We start from the raw sequence: 15438 nt of genomic DNA on the forward strand, positions 1-15438 counted from the left end.
TGTCGCGGCGCGCGGCAGCGATGGTTCAGACCGCGACCTGCGTGCCGACCTCGACCACGCGGTCCGTCGGGATCTTGAAGTAGGTTGTGGCATCCTCCGCGGTCCGTGCCAGCCAGATGAAGAGCCGCTCCTGCCAGCGCGGCATCTCGGAGCGCGTCGTCGGCCGCAACGAGCGGCGCGACAGGAAGAACGACGTCGAGCCGATGTCGATGTTGAGATCCTTGCGCCGGCAGCTGTCGAGGATTTTCGGAATGCTCGGCGTCTCCATGAATCCATAGGACGCGATGATGCGGACGAAGGTCTCGTTCGATCGATCGATCTCGACCCGCTCGTGGCGCGGTACGCGCGGTGTCTCCTGGGTGCGGATCGAGAGGATGAGGTTTCGCTCATGCAGAACACGGTTGTGCTTGAGATTATGCATGAGCGCCGTCGGCGCGTAGTTGACGTCAGCCGAAAGGAAGATGGCAGTCCCCGGCACACGCGTCGGTGGCTTCGATTCGAGCTTGCGCACCAGCCAGTCGAGATCCGCCTCGTTGCGTCGCGTGAGCTTGGTCAGGATTCCGGTACCCTTGACCCACGTGAGCATCACAGTGCTGAGCACGGCTGCGATGAGGAGCGGGAACCATGCGCCTTCGAACAGCTTCATGATGTTGGCCGTGAAGAACGTCTGCTCGATAAAGAGCAGGGGTGCCAGCAACGCCGCGACCTTCCAGAGTGGCCAGCGCCAGTATTTCCAGATCACGAAGAAGGCCATCAGGCTGTCGATGATGAGGGCGGCTGTGACGGAGACACCATAAGCGCCAGCAAGGTTCGACGAGCTCTTGAACGTGATGACGGCGAACACCGTGGCGATCATCAGAAGCCAGTTGACGCGTGGCAGATAGATCTGCCCCGCCATGGCCTCGGACGTATGCCGGATGGCGAAGCGCGGTAGAAGGCCGAGCTGGACGGCCTGTCGCGCCAATGAGAAGGCGCCGGTAATGACGGCTTGGCTTGCCACCACGGTGGCGGCTGTCGCAAGGACCACCATCGGTACCAGAGCCCACTCGGGATAGAGCAGGTAGAAGGGGTTTTCGAGGGCGGCGGCATCGTTGAGCACGAGAGCCCCCTGGCCGAGGTAGTTGAGCATCAAGGCCGGAAACACAAACCCGAGCCAACCGGCCTGAATGGGCTTGCGGCCGAAATGGCCGAGGTCAGTGTAGAGCGCTTCCGCACCGGTCACGGCGAGGAAAACAAGGCCGAGCACAGTGAGTCCAAGAAGGCCGTGCGTCGCCATGAACTTGATGCCGTACCACGGATTGAGTGCGGCGAAGACGGCCGGATTGTCGAAGATATGCAGAAGGCCGCCGACCGCCATCGCGATAAACCAGATGACGGTTATGGGGCCGAAGAACTGCGCGACGCGTTCCGTGCCGTGGGACTGCACGGAAAACAGCGTGATGATGATGATAAGTGCGATCGGCACGATCCAGGGCTCAAGCATCGGCGAGGCGAGCGACAGTCCTTCAACCGCAGAGAGCACCGAGATCGCCGGTGTGATGACCGCGTCGCCATAGAAAAACGAGGCGCCGGCGATGCCGAGCCCGAGCAACAGCGGCGAGCTTCGCTTGGCGACGGACTGGCCAAGCGCCATCAGCGCGAACGTGCCACCTTCACCCTTGTTGTCCGCGCGCAAGAGCACGATCACGTACTTCAGCGTTACGATCAGGATGAGCGCCCAGAAGATGAGCGACAGCACGCCAAATACGGCTTCGGTATTAGCCGGGCTGCCGCCGCTCGCGGCGCGCACCGCCTCACGGAAGGCATAGAGCGGGCTCGTGCCGATGTCGCCGAAGACGACACCGATTGAGCCAACAAGGAGAAACCAGAACCGTTTGTCGAGCGAGCCCTCTTCAGTTTCGCTGCCCGCTTCCCCAGTCTTAGCGCTTGCCACCGATCTGGCCTCTTGTAACTGCTTTGCCGCAGAGCAGCGAAGTTCCGCGGCTTATACCCCCGTTCGGGCGTGCTCGTAACCGGACAAATTCAACGCCCAAGCCGAGGTTTCGGCTTGACACCGCGACATCTGTGCAACCTAGCGCTTGGCCTCTGAGGCGCCGCCCGGCCAGTTGTCGCGCATCCAGCGCGCGAGCCCATTCTCGTCGATCTCGCCTGCCGCGAGACCCTGTATGATCACGACCGCCTCGGCGTTATCCGCTACGAAGTCGATGCCGTTGAGCCCAAGGAAAGTGATGGCCGACAGAAGGGTCGCGCGCTTGTTGCCGTCGACGAACGGATGGTTCTTAGCGACACTGAACGCATAGGCAGCCGCGAGCGCGGCGAGATCCGTCTCCCCGTACGTCCATTTGTTTCTGGGACGGTCGAGCGCCGATTCCAACATACCGGCATCGCGGACGCCGGGAGGCCCGCCGAACTCGCGCAGTTGCTCGTCGTGGAAGGCGATAACTAGCTCGGGAAAGAGCCAAACAGGCTCGCTCACTTGGCAAGCTCGGTGAGCGCCGCCCGGTAGGTCTTCATTGCCTTGCGGGCGATTTCCAACCCGTGCTCAAGGTCCGGAACATAACGGGAGATCTTGATCCCGTCGGGCGTTTCAGTGACCAGCACTTCATCGCCCTGGGACAGGCCAAGGCGCGCCAGCAGCTCCTTCGGCAGGATCAGCCCCGTCGAATTGCCGATTTTCTTGATTTCGAGCTTCATGGCTGTTCGCTCCGTCTGCGTTATACAAAACGTATAACGCAGACGGCAGACGTTATACAGCGCGTATAACGACGCTAAGCCCGCGGCTAAGCCACGGCGCGGTCCATGGCCTCCAACTCGTCGATCATGCCCTCGATGACCTTGAGCCCCTTGCTCCAGAACGCCGGGTCGGTAGCGTCGAGCCCGAATGGGCGCAGCAACTCGGAGTGGTGCTTCGAGCCGCCAGCTTTGAGGAGGTCGAAGTACTTCGTCACGAAGCCCGGGTGAGCCTCCTGGTAGAGCCCGTAGAGCGAGTTCACGAGGCAATCGCCGAACGCGTACGCGTAGACGTAGAACGGCGAGTTGATGAAGTGCGGGATATACGCCCAGTACACCTCGTAACCGGGCTTGAGCGCGATTGCCGGGCCCAGGCTCTCGCCCTGTACCTCGAGCCAGAAGCCGTTGATCTGGTCACTGGTCAGCTCGCCCTTGCGGCGCGCCTCGTGCACCCTGCGCTCGAACTGGTAGAACGCGATCTGACGTACGACCGTGTTCAGCATGTCCTCGACCTTGCCGGCGATCATCGCCTTCTTCTCGCGCGGGCTCTTGGTGTTCGCGAGCAGCGCGCGGAAGGTCAGCATCTCGCCGAACACGGACGCCGTCTCGGCGAGCGTAAGCGGCGTCGGCGCCAGCAGCGGTCCCTGATCGCGTGCCAGCATCTGGTGCACGCCGTGGCCAAGCTCGTGCGCGAGAGTCATCACGTCGCGCGGCTTGCCCTGATAGTTCATCAGCACATAGGGGTGTACCGAAGGTACGGTGGCGGCAGAGAAGGCGCCCTGCGTCTTGCCCTCGCGTAAAGGCGCATCGATCCAGCGCTTGTCGAAAAACTCCTTGGCAACGCTGGCCATGTCGGGCGCGAACGCGCCGTAGGCGTCGAGCACGATGCTCTCGGCCTCGGCCCAGGTGAAGATCTGCTCCGGCTTGTCGGGCAGCGGCGCGTTGCGGTCCCAGTGAGAGAGCGTCTCCATGCCGAGCCAGCGCGCCTTCATGGCGTAATAGCGGTGCGACAGCTTCGGATAGGCTTCGCGCACGCTGGCGACGAGCGCGTCGACCACCGGCGCCTCCACACGGTTGGCGAGGTGGCGGCTGTCCGCGACATCCTTGAAGCCGCGCCAGCGGTCGGAGATTTCCTTGTCCTTGGCCAGCGTATTGGTGATCAGCGTGAAGAGGCGGATGTTGTCCTTGAACACCTTGGACAGCGCATCGGCCGCCGCGTGTCGGCGCGGCTCCGCGGGATCCGACAGCAGGTTCAGCGTTGCTTCGAGCGCCAGCGGCGCGGGCTCGCCGGTCACCTCGAAACGCAAACCCGTCATCGTCTCGCTGAACAAACGGTTGAAGGCGCCGCGTCCAGTTTGACCTTTCTCCGTGAAGAGCTGCTCGATCTTCTCATCGAGCTGATAGGGCTTCTCCTTGCGCAGGTCCTCGAGCCACGGCTTGTAACGAGCCAGCGCCGGCACGCCCACGGCCGCTTCGAGCGCCGCCTCGTCGATCTGGTTCAGCTCCAGCTCAAAGAAAATGAGGTCGGTCGAGATGGCGGTCAGCTTCTCGGAGATGTCGCCGTAGAACTTGGCGCGCGCCGGATCGGCCTGGTTCGCCGCATAGAGAAGGCCCGCGTAGGAGCCGAGCTTGCCCATCAGATCCGACAGTTGCTCATAGGCCGCGATCGCTCCCGCGAGTTCAGCGCCGTCCGTCGTGAGCCCGGCAAGCTTGCCCTGGTAGGTCTCCTTGATGCGCTTTGCCTCCGCGGCCGCGCGGTCGAGATCCGTGGCGACGGCAGGATCGTCGAGGCCCTTGTAGAGGTCCGAAAGATCCCACTCCGGAACCGGGCCCAAATCCCGCGCTTCTGTTCCCTGTCCGCTCGGGGCTTTCGCAATGGCGAGGTCCGAAACGAGGGGCGCGCGCGAGATCGGCGTCATCTTGAGCTCCAGTGATTGGGGAAATGAACCGTTAATTTGCGGGCTCCCGGCTGCGAGTTCAAGCACCAAGAGGCCGCCGCGCCGAGCCAGCGGGTCCAGCCGGCGCCCCCCAGGCGCGAGAGGGCCGGAAAAAGCCAGAGGTTACCGGATTTAACTCCTCGCCCGATGCGCTGATCGAAAAAGGTTCAAGGTGGGCTTATTCGCAAGAGCTTGTTTACCGTTGTGCGGCAATCATCCTCTCGTCGAGTTGCCGGTCGTGCTGCTGCCTCAAGCAGGCGCGCATCCTTTTTGGACCGGGCAATACAGTAGTTCGTGTTGTGTACGAGTGACCATGGCAAAGCGTATCCTTATCGTCGACGACGATCCCGCTCAGCGCCGCATTCTCGAAGAGACGGTCAAGCGCTTCGGCTTTGAAACCCGCGTCGTACCCTCGGGCGAACAGGCGCTCGAGGTGCTGGAAGGCCCGGACCGCGCCACCGTCTCCCTCGTGCTTCTGGATCTCGTGATGCCGGGCGTTGGCGGCATGGGCGTTCTGGAGCACCTGAAAGGCAAGGCGGCACCACCGATCATCGTGCTGACCGCCAACGGCTCGGTCGATACGGCCATCAACGCCATCAAGCTCGGCGCCGTCGACTTCGTGATCAAGCCCGCGTCCCCGGAGCGGCTCGAGGTTTCGATGAAGAGCGCCATGAAGATCGAGGCGTTGTCCGATGAGATCCTACGCCTCAGGAAGAAGTCCGAAGGCACGCTGACGTTCGACGACCTCATCATTCGCGGCGATGGCATGCAGCGCGTCATCGCGCTCGGCAAGCGCGCGGCCGCCTCCACGATCCCCGTGCTCATCGAAGGCGAGAGCGGCGTCGGCAAGGAGCTGATCGCGCGCGCCATCCAGGGCGAGAGCGAGCGCGCTGGGCGCCCGTTCGTCACCGTCAACTGCGGCGCCATTCCGGAGAATCTCGTCGAGAGCATCCTGTTCGGCCACGAAAAGGGTGCCTTCACCGGCGCCGTGGACAAGCGCATCGGCAAGTTCCAGGAGGCCGACGGCGGCACGCTGTTCCTCGACGAGGTGGGTGAGCTGCCGCTCGAAGCGCAGGTCAAGCTGCTCCGTGCGCTGCAAGAAGGCGAGATCGACCCCGTCGGCGGCAAGAAGCCGATCAAGGTCAACTTCCGCCTGATCTCCGCCACCAATCGCGACATGATCCAGCTCGTGAAGGACGGCCGCTTTCGCGAGGATCTCTATTACCGTCTCAACGTCTTCCCGATCTGGGTGCCGCCGCTCCGCGAGCGCAGCGAGGACATCCCCGATCTCGCACGTCATTTCCTGGCGCGTTTCGCAGCTGAGGAAGGCAAGCGCGTCTCCGGCTTTACCGACGAGGCCATGCGCCTGCTCATGACCTACGAGTGGCCGGGCAACGTTCGCCAGCTCGAGAATGCGATCTTCCGCGCTGTGGTGCTGGCTGACGGCGCCGAGCTCACGGTGGCGGAGTTCCCGCAGATCGCGGCTCACGTGAAGGGCTTCACGGCCGAGATCCCGCCCGTGCCTGCCGGGCTGCAGAAGCCCGCGGCTTACACGGGGCCCGCGCTGCTGGGCGCCGAAGATACCGTCCCGCAGACGGTCGAGGTGCGCCCGACGTCCGGATCGTCCGCCCTCGGCATTCCGGCCGTCACCGAGAGCGGTGAGATCCGCGCTCTCGAGGACATCGAGGCCGACATGATCCGCCTCGCGCTCGGTCGCTACCGCGGCCACATGACGGAGGTGGCCAAGCGGCTCAAGATCGGCCGCTCGACGCTCTACCGGAAGATGCAGGAGTACGGGCTCGAGCCGCGCGTCAACTGAGCGCCCGTTTAAGTGGAGACATCGGATGTTCCCGCATCCGGTGTCGTTGGCTTCCGTGACCGTAACTCCACAGCCAGTTTGCGAAATCCCCTGAGGCCGGAATAGGCGCTCTGCGCGCCTTCTCATGCCGGCGCGCCTCCGCTAGCTTGCTCCCGAGTCCGTGCGGCTTGGGAGACATCATGCGCTACGCGTCCCGTATTACCGCCCCGTTGGGCGCCTTTGTTCTCGCGTCGGTTCTCGTTCCGGCAGTGTCGCGAGCAGATCCAGCCGCCGATGCGGCCGTTGAGGCGCCAGCCGCCCCCGTCACAGCGACGCCAGCAGCCGCAGCCCCCACGCCCGAGCAGCCTGCAAGCGCGCCTGCGGACGTCACGGCGCCCGCTCCGAGCGCGGCGCCCGTCGAGGCGCCACCGCAGGCCGCGGCCGCGCCGCCGGCGAAACCGCAGCTCGGCGCCCGCGTGCGCGCCAGCATTGACGCGCTTCTGCAGACGCTTTCCGAAACCGAGCGCAAGGAAGCGGAGGCGCTGAAAGCCTTCTACGAATCGCGCGCCGATGCGCCGCTCTGGATTGCCGACGGCGCCCTGAGCGACCGCGCCACGCTCGCCATCGGTGAGATCAAGAAAGCCAAGGAATGGGGCCTCGACCCCGATGCGTTCGAGCTGCCGCACGTCTCCGCTCCCCTCACCGAGGAGCAGGCGGCCGGGGCGGAGCTGACGCTGTCGCGCGCCGCTCTGGCGTACGCGCGCCACGCGCGCGGCGGCCGCATCGAGGACCCCGTCAAGCAGCTGTCGTCTTATCTCGACCGCAAGCCGCAGCTTCTCGATCCTAAGCTGGTGCTCGATCAGCTCGCGAGCGCAACGCCGTCCGATGCAACCCTGCGTGGCTTCCATCCCAAGCATCCGCAGTTCGAGAAGCTGCGCCAGCACTATCTAGCGCTCCTGAAGTCGGCGGACGAGACGGCGGAGATCGTGCGCCTCCCGAAAGGGCCGGTACTGACGCCGGGGCAGCGCCACCCGCACGTGGCGCTCTTGCGCCAGCGGCTCGATGTTCCCGTTCCCGCCGCCACCGGCGACGCGCCGGCCGACGAAACGTTCTACGACGAGGCTCTGCTCGATGCCGTGAAGACTTTCCAGGCCGACAAGGGCCTCTCGCCGGATGGCTTGGTCGGCGGCAGCACGCGCGCCGCACTGAACGATATCGATATGCCGAGCCCCGAGCGCGTGGCCGCCAATATGGAGATGTGGCGCTGGATCCCAGAGGACCTGGGCGCGACCCACGTTTGGGTCAATCTGCCTGAGTTCACGTTCCAGTTCGTGCGCGACGGCAAGGTCGTGCACGAGGAGCGCATGATCGCCGGCCTCGTCGACAAGCAGACGCCGACCTTCTCGGCCGACATGGACATGGTGACGGCGCACCCGCGCTGGAACGTTCCGGACTCGATCAAGGTGCGCGAGCTCTATCCGAGCCTGGCGCGCGGCGGCACATACTTCCAGAAGCAGGGCCTGCGCATGACGCGCAACGGCCGCCCGATCGATCCCTATTACGTGGACTGGGGCTCGGCTGACATCCGCCAGTTCGACGTGCATCAGCCGCCGGGACCCGCCAACGTCCTCGGCCTCTTCAAGTTCACGTTCCACAACAAGCATATCGTCTACATGCACGATACACCGACCAAGCATCTGTTCGAGAAGCCGAGCCGCGCCTTCAGCCACGGCTGCGTGCGCGTGCGTAACCCGATCCGACTTGCCGAGCTGGTTCTAGAGGCAGACAAGGGCTGGTCTGCGGAAGAGGTACAGGCGCTTGCCTCTGGTCAGCCGGTCGAGAACCCGATCAAGCTCGACACCAAGATCCCGGTTCACATCGTCTACTTCACCGAGCGTATCGATGACGACGGCGTGGTGCATCGGTTCAAGGACGTCTACGGTCACGAGCAGCGCATGACGCTGGCGCTGGCCGGGCGCTTCGATGCCATTGCGGTCGGCCCCGACCATCTGGCACCCGTGCGCTTGGAGAAGCCACGCTATGCGGCGAATCCGCTCGAGACTTTCTTCAATAACGTATTTGGTGGCTTTTAATCGGCCCTAACAGCCACTTACGGCAACCACGTCTGTTAACCTCAAGCAAAGGATGTCCGGCCAATCGGGGCAGCTCGCCCTTTTTATGCCGCTTACAGGCCCTCTTGATCACGCATTCGAAGGTTACCGACCGTTAAGACTACGGGGGTAATGGTTAACCTTGGCGACATGCATGGGGGATCTCTGTTGCGCGTAAAGGCGGGACACCTCACCTGCCGGGCTCTGGGCGCCGGCGCGGCCACGCTGCTTGCGGTTTTCGCGCAGGCTGCGTCCGCGCGCGCGGGCGACGACCGCACGATCTCCTTCTACCAGATCCACACCAAGGAAACGCTGACCGTCCAATATAAGAAGGACGGCCGCTTCGTTCCCGAAGCAATGAAGAAGATCAACTGGATCCTGCGCGATTGGCGCAAGGACCAGCAGACGACGATGGACCCCAACACCATCGATATCATTTGGGAGATGCACCGCGAACTCGGCTCTCGCGAGCCCGTGCACATCATTTCCGGCTATCGCTCGCCAGCGACCAACGCCATGCTGCGCAAGACGCGCGGCGGCCAGGCGACGAAGAGCCAGCACATGACCGGCAAGGCCGTCGATATCTCCTTCCCGGACGTACCGCTGAGGCGCATGCGCTATTCGGCGATGGTGCGCGAGCGCGGTGGCGTTGGCTACTATCCGACATCGGGCATCCCATTCGTGCACGTCGATACCGCACGCGTGCGCCACTGGCCGCGCATGGTACGTGACGAGCTGGCGCTGTTGTTCCCGTCCGGACGCACGAAACACCAACCGGCTGACGGTCGCCCGATCACGCGAGCAGATGCGCGCGCGGCGCGCGAGCGCCGCAAGGATCTCGCCGTCGAGGTGGCCGCATTCTACGATCTGCGCGAAGGCCGCAAGGCGCCGGTCCAGGTCGCCGCCGCGTCGCCGTCCGCCTCGGCCGCCAACAGCTTGCCACCACCGCCCAAGCCTACACTTGCCAATCGTCCTCAAGCTCCGAAGAAGGGGCCGGAGGCAGAGCTCCCGATCGTCGCACTCGCGGCCGACAGGCAGGCCGCAGGACCGAAGGTCGCACTGGCGAAGGCTCCGGTGGACAGCGCGCCGCGCCTACTCGCGGCGCCGCGACCCGTCGACCGGCCGTCGCGCTTTGTCGCCAAGCTGCCGGATAACGACCGCTCGCGCCTCGACATGCTCATAAAGCTTGCTTCCCTCGAGGCCGATCATACGCCGACCGCGGCGCCAGCGGCGCTGGTCGCCGGCGCAGCACCGATGAAGGCCTCCCTGACGCCCGGCTGGCCGACGCTGCCGAAAGGCGCCGTGACGGAGGAGCGCACACCCCCGCCCATCGTGAGCCGTGAGCATCCGTTTGGAGACCGCCAGGTCGATTGGCGGAGCGGATGGACGACGGCACCCGAATACGACGACGACCACCCGGATGAGCTGTCCTACCGGCCATTCGCGCTGGCGCCCCTACTGACCGAGACTGCCTCATTCGACGACCCGGCGCTCGCGACAATGGTGCATCCCGACGCGAAAGCCGCGCTCGATATGATCGACGACGAAGGTATGGCGCTACCGATGCGCCTGGGCGCGGGAGCGTTGCACACGACCATGGCCTGGGCTCAGGCTTTCAAGGGTGAGGCAGTGCACTTAGAGGACTTGACCGCCGAGACACCTCAGGCGGATCCCGCGCAGCGGCGGCTCGTCTCGCGCGCCGTTACGACCCTGCCGCGATAATCGGTTTCCGCGCGCGCGTTCCTGAGCGCAGCACCGCCATGGGCCCGTCTGTCCAAGCCTTGATCACCAAACGACCGAGCTCCTCGAAATCCTGCGCGCGCGGCGAGGTCGAGCGCCACACAAGCCCGATGGTGCGCGATGGCTCCGGCTCGACGAAGCGCACGAGCGTGATGTCGCGCCCGCGCTCCTCGATGCCGACGGCCAACTCGGGTAGCAGCGTGATTCCGAACCCGGCCGAGACCATCTCGACAATGGTCGCAAGGCTCGAGGCGCCGAACGTGTTGACCGCGTCGACCTGCTGCAGGCTGCAGTAGGTCAGCGCCTGATCGCGCAGACAATGCCCTTCCTCGAGTAGCAACAGCCGCTCGTGCTCGATCAGCTCCTTCGTGGCGCGCACACGCCCTGAAAGCTTACGGTCCTTCGGCACGGCGAGCAGGAACTTGTCTTCGAACAGCGTGCGATTGGTGAGATCGGCGTGCTTGAGCGGCAAGGCCAGGAGCAGCACGTCGAGCTTTCCCTCCAGCAGCTCGTCGGTGAGGTGCTGGGTTTGCGTTTCGCGCACGTGCAACTCGAGCTCCGGATAGAATTCCCGCAGCAGTGGCAGCAGCGGCGGCAGGAGGTACGGCGCTACCGAAGGGATCACGCCGAGGCGAAGCGTGCCGGCGAGGATGCTGTTGGCATGCTGAGCGTAGGCGACGAGATCGCGTACGTCCCCGAGAATGCTGGCGCAGCGGGCGGCGATCTCCTGACCCTTGGCGGTGAGTTGCACGCCGGAGCGCGTTCGTTCGACGAGCGCAAGACCCAGGTTCTGCTCCATCTCGTGGATCTGCATCGACAGCGCCGGCTGCGTCACCGCGCAGGAGTCTGCGGCACGCCCGAAGTGCAGCTCGCGCGCCAACGCGTCGAAGTAGCGGATCTGCTTGAGAGTGACCTGAGTCATAAGAGGGCCTGATCAGGGGAGAAACAAATAACGATTAGCCCTGATCTTGGCAGCGGTCTATGGTCGCGGTGTACAAACGATCGTGATCACCGTGCGGCCGTTTGCAAAAGTTTCCCGGAATACGGCAGGTGAAACTTCGGTTTCGTCTCGTCGTTAGCGTCTCGGGCCGTGCGCCGAAGCGGCCCGAGACGTTTTTCTTCTTCAGTTCTGTATTGTTTAATTGTTCGCGTGAAGACGCGCACACCGTGCAGACTTGCGCGAAAGCCTCCGGCGCCCATGATCAGCTTCGGGATTTCTTGAGATGGGCGCTGACAAAGCTCCGACGGCGCGCACGCAACCCTGCGAACGCACACGCGCCTGATCTTCCACGAACTTTGGCTCGGAAGCGCTCTGCTTACTCGGCGGCGATCATGCGGTCTGCGGCGGCCTCGGCATCGGTCGAGAGCGGGCCATCCAGCATGCCGAGCGCGTGCATGTAGACCTCGAGGATACCCTCTTCCTCCTGCCGCTCGGTCTGGCTCTTCTTGCGCAGCCGAATGATCTGACGCAGCGCCTTTACGTCGAAGCCGAGCCCCTTGGCCTCCAGGTACTTGTCGCGGATGTCCGCGGACAGCGCCTTCTTCTCTTCCTCGAGACGCTCGATGCTCTCGACCATCTGGCGAAGCTGGTTCTGCGCCGAAGCCTGAAGCGTCGTCATGGCTACCCCCACTCTTTCCGGTCCCTCTGCAATCCGCGATGCGGATGCATCTGCCGGGACGCTAGGCCCGCGAGAGGCGAGCGGCAAGGCGAGGGGCCGCCTCATCCAGAGAGATTATTTCCTGTGGACGACGGCGCTTATCTGCCGTGCTTCGGAGCGTGCGAATCACTTTTGGCAAACGCCTCGAGCGCGGCTGGCGATGGCTCGGTCTGGTAGCGCTGCTGCCATTCGGCGTAAGGCATGCCGTAAACGATCTCGCGTGACGCCTCCTTGCTCAGCGCAATACCGCGCTCTTCGGCTGCCTCGCGGTACCAGTTCGCGAGGCAATTGCGGCAGAACCCCGCGAGATTCATGAGATCGATGTTCTGCACGTCGGTGCGCGTGCGGAAGTGCTCGACCAGCCGGCGGTAAGCCGCCGCCTCGAGCTCCAGCGTCGTCTTCGGATCGGTGGCTGTCATGATTTTGTCGTCCTTCAATCGGTGTGAGACCCGAAAAACTGCACCGTCCTGAGATCGGTATCGTCGGAGGGCGTTGCAAGAACGCTCTGCATCGCATGCCCGAGCCGTTCTGCCCACTCGGCTTGGCCGGCTTCCGTCGCGATCAGGTCTTGCCGCACCTCGATCAGCGCGTGGGCGAGGCCGCGCGAGGTCCCGTGCTGCCACATGCAGTCGCCCTTGAGCGTGCCCGTGTACGGCTCGTTGTCGCCGACAACGAGGGCCGGGTCCGCCGACAGGGCCGCGAGCAGCGGCTGCGCAAGCCGCGGATCCTTGTCCCAGAGCACGGCTGCGTGCCAGCGGCGCGGGCTGCCCCGCCAGGTTGGCGTGAAGCTGTGCACGGAGAACAGCACCGGGATGACGCCCTGCGCCATTGCGAGATCGATCAACTCGCCCACCGCCCGATGGTAGGGCCTGTAGAATCGCGCAATGCGCCCCTCGCGCTCCTCTGCCGTCAGGGTGCGGTTGCCGGGAACGACCGCTCCGTCTGAAAGCCGCATGATCAGCGTGGGATCGTCCTCGCCGCGGTTGCAGTCGATCAGCAGCCGCGAAAACCGTGTCAGAACGGCCGGTGCGCCGAGGATGGCTGCAAGCCGCTCCGTCACGCCGGCGGCGCCGATGTCGTAGGCGATGTGCCGTTGAAGCTCGGCAGCCGGAAGCCCAAGAGTGCCGTAACCTTCGGGTAGCGTGTTGCGGGCATGATCGCAGAGCAGAATGACGCCTGAGGTCAGCGAGCCCGGGAGGCACACGAATGCTTCGCCCGAAATCCCCGAAACCGGGGTCGTCTCGGGCCCCGTCAAAGGTCGCATCGACATCTCACCACCGGCCGTCATGCGCTTAAGGATAATGTCCGTTGAATTGCAGGGTTGCGAAAAGTTGCGTCCAGGCCTTCAATGGCGCCGCATGCGCTGCCGGCCGGCGGCCAGAGGCGCGCGCACCTCAAAGCTGCCAGCTTTCATTGCCAACGTTTTGTCCTCCCCACAAGGCGCGGTCGCGTCGAGACCTACCCCTGTCTCATCGACATCCGTGAACCCATGATTGCAAGACCGACAATCCTGGCGCCGACGGCGTTTTTGCTCCTGGCGATTGCGTCGCATCCGGCTCTGGCAGATCTGAAGCTCTGCAACACCACGCAAAGCCGCGTCGGGGTTTCGATCGGCTATCAGGACGACAAGGGCTGGGCGACGGAAGGGTGGTGGAACATCGCGTCGCAGGCGTGCGAAACGCTCTTGAAAGGTCCGGTGCCGAGCCGGTTTATCTACGTCCACGCCGTCGATTATGACCGCGGCGGTGAATGGGCGGGCACAAACTTCATGTGCACCGCAGATAAATCGTTCGCCATCCGGGGTGTTCAGGATTGTCCGAAACGCGGATATAAGCGCACGGGTTTTTTTGAAGTCGACACCGGAGAGGGCCAAGAGTGGACGGTCCGCCTCACCGATCCGGACGATAAAGACGATAATAAAGAGGCAGTCGGTCAATGAGACGCAATCGGCGTGTTAAAATCGTCGCGACGCTGGGTCCCGCGTCGTCGGCACCGGAAGTTATCGAGCGTCTCTTCATCGCCGGAGCCGACGTCTTCCGCATCAACATGAGCCATTCGAGCCCGGACACCGCCCGGTCGCTCGTGCGGGCCGTGCGCGACGTCAGCGCGAAGCATCGCTGCTCGATCGGCGTGCTCTGTGACCTGCAGGGTCCGAAGTTCCGCCTCGGCGAGTTCACGGACGGCCGCTCTCTCGTCAAGGCCGGCGAGCATTTCCGCTTCGACCAGACGGGAGTGCCCGGCACCTCGCAGCGAGTGAGCCTGCCCCATCCCGAGATCTTCGCCGCCATCCAGCCCGGTCACGCGATCCTGATCGACGACGGCAAGCTCCGCATGCGGGTCACCGATGTGGATCGCAAGAGCGTCACTGCCGAAGTGGTGACCGGCGGCATCCTGTCGAACCGCAAGGGCCTGAGCCTGCCGGACACGCTTCTCGCGGTCAGCCCTTTGACGCCGAAGGATCTCGCGGATCTTGAGGTGGGCCTCAAGCTCGGCGCCGACTGGATTGCGCTGTCGTTCGTACAGCGCGCCGAGGACATCATCGAGGCCAAGACCATCATCGACGGGCGGGCCGCCGTTCTGGCCAAGATCGAGAAGCCGTCGGCGATCGCCGACATCGACGACATCATTGCCGCCGGTGACGCCTTCATGGTGGCGCGCGGTGACCTCGGCGTCGAGATGCCGGTCGAGCGCGTGCCGGGCCTGCAGAAGCAGATCACGCGCAAGGCGCGTGCGGCCGGCAAGCCGATCGTCGTCGCGACCCAGATGCTGGAAAGCATGACGTCCTCGCCGATGCCGACGCGCGCCGAGGTCTCGGACGTCGCGACCGCAGTGTTCGACGGCGCCGACGCCGTCATGCTCTCGGGAGAGTCCGCCGTCGGCCAGTATCCGGTCGAAGCCATCCAGATGATGGACCGCATCGCGCACGAGGCGGAGAACGATCCGAGCTACGACGCATTCGTGCACGCCATCGATTTCCCGCCGCTGCCGACGGGCGCCGACGCTATTGCGGCCGCCGCGCACGCCATCTCGAGCACGGTGAAGGTCGCGGCGATCCTCTGTTACACGGCCACGGGTTCGACGGCGCTACGCGTCGCCCGCGAGCGTCCGAACCTGCCGGTGATCGGGCTGACGCCCATCGCGCGCACGGCGCAGCGTCTGGCGCTCGTGTGGGGCATCGAGACGGTGTTGACTGGAGATCCCGAGGATCTCGCCGACATGGTGCGCAAGGCAACGCGCATCGCCTACGAGGGCGGCTTCGTGAAGCCGGGCCAGGGTGTGGTCATCACCTGCGGCGTGCCGCTCGGCTCGCCGGGCGCGACCAACATGATCCGCCTTGCGTTCGTCGACGAGCACGGCCTGCCGGACGGCCACAGCCCCGACTACGTGCCGACGGGCGGCAAGGTGCCGGTCGAGCGCCGCGCGCCGCCCAAGATCGCCTCCTGACGCAAGTGCACCTCTCCCGG

13 protein-coding genes are annotated in these 15438 nt (G+C 64.5%); 5 read left to right on the forward strand and 8 right to left on the reverse strand.

Features of this window, described 5'->3' with window-relative positions:
* Positions 1-25 precede the first annotated feature (25 nt).
* The 4 genes from CS1GBM3_RS18385 to CS1GBM3_RS18400 form a co-directional block, all read right to left on the reverse strand.
* Entirely contained in the window at positions 26-1933 is a 1908-nt protein-coding gene (locus CS1GBM3_RS18385; protein ID WP_072397091.1) for a potassium transporter Kup, read from the reverse strand.
* Positions 1934-2071: 138 nt separating this feature from the next.
* Entirely contained in the window at positions 2072-2476 is a 405-nt protein-coding gene (locus CS1GBM3_RS18390) for a type II toxin-antitoxin system death-on-curing family toxin (protein WP_072397092.1), read from the reverse strand.
* On the reverse strand, positions 2473-2694 hold the full coding sequence (locus CS1GBM3_RS18395; RefSeq protein ID WP_072397093.1) for an AbrB/MazE/SpoVT family DNA-binding domain-containing protein: 222 nt from the start codon (positions 2692-2694) through the stop codon (positions 2473-2475). Before CS1GBM3_RS18395 ends, CS1GBM3_RS18390 begins: the two co-directional genes overlap by 4 nt.
* A gap of 86 nt (positions 2695-2780) precedes the next feature.
* Positions 2781-4649 carry a M3 family oligoendopeptidase gene (locus CS1GBM3_RS18400; protein WP_072397094.1) on the reverse strand — a complete coding sequence of 623 codons (1869 nt, stop codon included), beginning with the start codon at positions 4647-4649 and terminating at the stop codon, positions 2781-2783.
* Between the two features lie 331 nt (positions 4650-4980).
* On the opposite strand from CS1GBM3_RS18400, the gene CS1GBM3_RS18405 reads away from it, so the two are divergent.
* The 3 genes from CS1GBM3_RS18405 to CS1GBM3_RS18415 all read left to right on the forward strand — a co-directional run bounded on the left by CS1GBM3_RS18405 (position 4981) and on the right by CS1GBM3_RS18415 (position 10298).
* Positions 4981-6486: a sigma-54-dependent transcriptional regulator gene (locus CS1GBM3_RS18405; protein WP_072397095.1), complete on the forward strand. Its 1506-nt coding sequence runs from the start codon at positions 4981-4983 to the stop codon at positions 6484-6486.
* Between the two features lie 179 nt (positions 6487-6665).
* Positions 6666-8558 carry a L,D-transpeptidase family protein gene (locus CS1GBM3_RS18410; RefSeq protein ID WP_139247967.1) on the forward strand — a complete coding sequence of 631 codons (1893 nt, stop codon included), beginning with the start codon at positions 6666-6668 and terminating at the stop codon, positions 8556-8558.
* Positions 8559-8708: 150 nt separating this feature from the next.
* Positions 8709-10298, forward strand: a complete 1590-nt coding sequence (locus CS1GBM3_RS18415; RefSeq protein WP_072397097.1) for a peptidoglycan L,D-endopeptidase MepK — start codon at positions 8709-8711, stop codon at positions 10296-10298.
* On the opposite strand, the gene CS1GBM3_RS18420 is transcribed toward CS1GBM3_RS18415, so the two are convergent.
* The 4 genes from CS1GBM3_RS18420 to CS1GBM3_RS18435 form a co-directional block, all read right to left on the reverse strand.
* Complete coding sequence (locus CS1GBM3_RS18420; protein WP_072397098.1) at positions 10279-11238, reverse strand: LysR substrate-binding domain-containing protein; 960 nt, start codon at positions 11236-11238, stop codon at positions 10279-10281. The two genes, CS1GBM3_RS18415 and CS1GBM3_RS18420, sit on opposite strands and share 20 nt — an antisense overlap.
* A gap of 394 nt (positions 11239-11632) precedes the next feature.
* Complete coding sequence (locus tag CS1GBM3_RS18425; RefSeq protein ID WP_072397100.1) at positions 11633-11935, reverse strand: DUF2312 domain-containing protein; 303 nt, start codon at positions 11933-11935, stop codon at positions 11633-11635.
* A gap of 137 nt (positions 11936-12072) precedes the next feature.
* Positions 12073-12393, reverse strand: coding sequence for a DUF1244 domain-containing protein (locus tag CS1GBM3_RS18430; RefSeq protein WP_072397666.1), 321 nt, complete (start codon positions 12391-12393; stop codon positions 12073-12075).
* Positions 12394-12407: 14 nt separating this feature from the next.
* Positions 12408-13238 carry an N-formylglutamate amidohydrolase gene (locus CS1GBM3_RS18435; protein WP_072397668.1) on the reverse strand — a complete coding sequence of 277 codons (831 nt, stop codon included), beginning with the start codon at positions 13236-13238 and terminating at the stop codon, positions 12408-12410.
* Positions 13239-13322: 84 nt separating this feature from the next.
* Here CS1GBM3_RS18435 and CS1GBM3_RS18440 point away from each other — a divergent pair, with 84 nt between their 5' ends.
* The gene (locus CS1GBM3_RS18440) at positions 13323-13913 is read left to right on the forward strand and encodes a DUF1036 domain-containing protein (RefSeq protein WP_244534691.1); all 591 of its coding nucleotides are present in this window, start codon (positions 13323-13325) and stop codon (positions 13911-13913) included.
* A complete protein-coding gene (pyk, locus tag CS1GBM3_RS18445; RefSeq protein ID WP_072397102.1) occupies positions 13910-15418 on the forward strand; it encodes a pyruvate kinase in 1509 nt (502 codons plus the stop codon). The genes CS1GBM3_RS18440 and pyk overlap by 4 nt, the downstream gene beginning before the upstream one ends.
* Positions 15419-15438 lie beyond the last annotated feature (20 nt).

The organism is Hyphomicrobium sp. CS1GBMeth3 (assembly GCF_900117455.1).
In the GTDB taxonomy this organism is placed as follows: domain Bacteria; phylum Pseudomonadota; class Alphaproteobacteria; order Rhizobiales; family Hyphomicrobiaceae; genus Hyphomicrobium_C.